Below are 3526 nucleotides of genomic sequence, written 5' to 3' on the forward strand. Positions count from 1 at the left end.
TGTGGATATATCTATATTATTATTTGCTATTAGGTCTAGAGATGATATTAAAAGCAATTTTATAAATTTAGTTATTTTCATATTTCTCTACTGCAATTAATTTTAATGCGTTTATAGTGCTATTTCTTAATTCGCATTTGTCAATCTCTCTGACATTCCTTAATTTCTTATCAGAACAAAATTCTTCCACATTATAAAATAAATTTTAAATAATATCATAATATTTATCAAAAATTTATTATCTTTATTCAGTAGCTTAAAAAACAAATTCGATAAACATCAACATTTATTTTATTATCAATCAAATCTTTCATTAAAGTTAAAAAATTATTATAAATCATAGGATACTCCCATATTTATAACTTTTTCAATTGAATATCATTTAATTTCCAACCGCTCAAAAATTCCCCATTATTATCTATAATTGCATTTAAAGCAGCACTGTGGAGTAGCCCACCCTACGAACTATATTAGTTTTATTCTACTTCATACTTATCTCTTTTCTACAACTACCGAATAGATAAAATTATCTCCATTATTTTTATGATAATTATCTATATATTCGATTGCTTTTTCAAAAGATTTCACAAAATCATTACCAGAAAAACTCCAACTATCGCATGTTATTGTAATTTTATTATTATTTAGTTCATAGACATCTCCGCCAAACACTATCATTTTATTTTCTTTGATAATTATTAAAACTTCCATAATATCACTATATTTCCAACCAATTTCATAAACTCCAATATACTCTCTTAAAAAAAATCCTCTCTTAAATAATTTTTCTGGTAAAATATCTAAATAATCTAAATCTATAAGCAAAGCATAACCTCCTATTGTTATTTATGCGGAACAAATAATCTGTGATTTACTGTTTTACCATCTTGCTCTATTATATATTCAAAAACTCCATTTTTACCTTTATACGAACCTTCTATTTCAATTTTGGTTCTTTCTAGTCCATCCCTACCTTGAATTTTTGATATTTTTGCATCTTTTCCAAATGCTTCTACTATTTCTGGAAAAGAATGGTAATCGCCTATTTCTATTTGTTTTTTTACTTTATCTGTATATTCTATATTTTCCAATGGGTTACTTGTATTTTTATTTACAATATCACTTCCCTCAACCCTTACAACTCCATTATTGTCATTGTTGTTATTGAAGTTATTTCCGCTATGACTTGAATTGGTATTAGAATTTGTAATACTTCCATTATTTGTATTATTGATATTAAAACTATCACCATATACTTTATTTGCTTTTCCTACATTTTTTGCATCTTTAATAAGTGCAAATGGTCCAGATATTGCTAAATCCACACCAAACTCAGCTGTAGTATCAGATAATTGCTTAATTATTGGTTTTTTATTTTCTTGTGAATAATCTATATAAAATATATCTTTTGCTATATAATCAGAAAATTTGTCTTTTACTCCACCAAATATTGTGTTTTTTACTTCATCGCCCAACATAGAAGCAGAAGCTTTAACTACGCCTTGTGTTGCAAGTTGTGCTACAAGTATTGCAGTTGCTGCATTTTTTTCGCCAACAATATCAACTATAGAAATTATAGCTTCTGCTCCATTTATTAAATAATCGGAGATATTTTTATGTAATCTTGAATTTGTTATTGTTATTTCTTTGTTATAATAATATTTTTCTATCTGTTCTTGTTTGTTTTTGGCAATTTTTTCTTTATTGTTGTAAGCATATATTAGATTTGAAACTTTTTCATCATTAAGAACTTTATTTATATCATCATCACTTACGCCCTTATCTTTTAATGCTTGTTTCAAAGATGCTTCTAATTTATTTTTTAAAATTTGATTTATTTGCTCTTGACTAAGTCTATCTGTGGTTTTATCTTTTACAAATCTATTAAAATTATCTAACTTATCTACTACATATTCATATTCTTGCTTAACCTGTTCTCGTCCATCTTTACTGAATAGTCTCATATCCACACTAGCATCTATGTTTGATGATATGTTTGTAGAGTATAGCTCTTTGTTTATCTTTTTTGTATCTCTGTTTAGTCTTGTTAGGTCATCTTGGTTTGATAAAGGGTTTGTTTTGTTTGATTGAAGGTTATTTAGCTCATCTTTGCTTAAATTTGATATGTTTGTATTTGCTACTATTAAATTTCCTTGCCCTATAGTAGCTAGTGTTTTTGAGTGGTTATAGCTTAGATTACGGTTATTTGAGTAAGTGGCTGATGTGATTTTGTTATTAGGGTCTTTGGTTTGGTTATCTTTTATAGTAGAACAACCGCTAAATGCTAATAGACATACAATAAATACAATACAAATTTTATTCATTTGCCAACTTTATTATATTTTTTAATTTTTTTGAAATAAAACAATTAAAATTAATATTTTTATTTTTTAAGCAATTTATGGCTAAAAATTTTACAAATATCATCTTGTGACAACTACCTAAACTCGTTTTTATTAATGACTAGCAAAATATTTTTTAAATTTAAAATCGTCACAATCTTTTAATTTAATATACTTTAATAATTTTAAATCATTAATATTTATTAACTATGTCATCAATATTTTTTCAAATGTTTTAATTTCTATTTCTAAATGCAAAATTCTTTTTTCTTGCTGTTTTTTATTGTTTCTTTTTGTTTTTCCCTAATAAAATACAATATTCGTCAATTTTATCAAGCCCAATATCTTTAATATCAATGTCAAATAACAATGCTTGTTGCTTAAATACATCTATAATATCATAATACGCAGTTAATTCTCCTAAAACAAAATCATTTTTTTCATTATTATAAATCAATTCATTTATTTTTTCAATAATAATTAATATATTGTCTTTCAAATAGTATTCGTAATTTTTATATTTTTTCATTATTTCATCCTTTCTCGCAATATTTGTTCAAGAATTTGCTTTTGTTCTTTTTGTCTAGCAATATCAGAATTCCATTTTTTATTAATCAAATTTTCTTGTTGCCTAATGTCTAGTTTGTCGAAATCTTTTATATATTTTTGTGGATTAGAAATTTTATCTATGTGTTCTTGTATTTGTTTTTCAAGCGATTTAATTCCTTTTTCTATTTCTTTGGTAGATTTATTTAAGTAATTTTTATAAAAACCAAAATTTTTTCCACCGATTTTGGCTATTTCATATGCTGTTAATTCACCAGCCACTTTCCCACTATTCCCAACCACCCCAATCGGTGTCAATAAAGTAGTTTCAGTCGGACCTGAGTAAATTTCATTGTCATTAGTTGGAGCATTTAAATAACTAGAAAACCATACTAATATCGGAGGAACGGCTAATATTCCTGGTCCAAGTTCTTTTTTACCTTGTTCTTTTAAATTTTCTTTTTTAGTAGAAAATTCTTTTAACTCATTTACCACTTCATTATATTTTTGAATATCTGTATTTTTAAGTTTTATGAGTTTATTTATAAAATTTTCTTGAAATTCTTTTACTTCTTTTATTTCGTCTTTATATATAACATTAAGAGCTAGTAGGTTTATGCTATTTTTGATTTGTTCAT

At 25.2% G+C, this 3526-nt stretch carries 4 protein-coding genes; all 4 read right to left on the reverse strand.

The window, feature by feature from the left end:
* Nucleotides 1-492: 492 nt before the first annotated feature.
* On the reverse strand, nt 493-825 hold the full coding sequence (gene imm40, locus U5B17_RS09550) for an Imm40 family immunity protein (RefSeq protein ID WP_430805118.1): 333 nt from the start codon (nt 823-825) through the stop codon (nt 493-495).
* A 17-nt stretch (nt 826-842) separates the two neighbouring features.
* Nucleotides 843-2324 carry a hypothetical protein gene (locus U5B17_RS09555; RefSeq protein ID WP_430805119.1) on the reverse strand — a complete coding sequence of 494 codons (1482 nt, stop codon included), beginning with the start codon at nt 2322-2324 and terminating at the stop codon, nt 843-845.
* Nucleotides 2325-2622: 298 nt separating this feature from the next.
* Nucleotides 2623-2871 carry a hypothetical protein gene (locus tag U5B17_RS09560; protein ID WP_229933685.1) on the reverse strand — a complete coding sequence of 83 codons (249 nt, stop codon included), beginning with the start codon at nt 2869-2871 and terminating at the stop codon, nt 2623-2625.
* Nucleotides 2871-3526: hypothetical protein (locus U5B17_RS09565; protein WP_430805120.1), on the reverse strand; the 656-nt coding region annotated here is incomplete at its 5' end. The genes U5B17_RS09560 and U5B17_RS09565, both read right to left, overlap by 1 nt.

It is taken from the genome of Campylobacter australis (genome assembly GCF_050586305.1).
Classification (GTDB): Bacteria; Campylobacterota; Campylobacteria; order Campylobacterales; family Campylobacteraceae; genus Campylobacter_A.

Excerpts from the sequence above, each read along its gene's own strand:
- U5B17_RS09555 (WP_430805119.1), bottom strand. The coding sequence starts at position 2,324 with ATGAATAAAATTTGTATTGTATTTATTGTATGTCTATTAGCATTTAGC.
- U5B17_RS09560 (WP_229933685.1), bottom strand. The coding sequence starts at position 2,871 with ATGAAAAAATATAAAAATTACGAATACTATTTGAAAGACAATATATTA.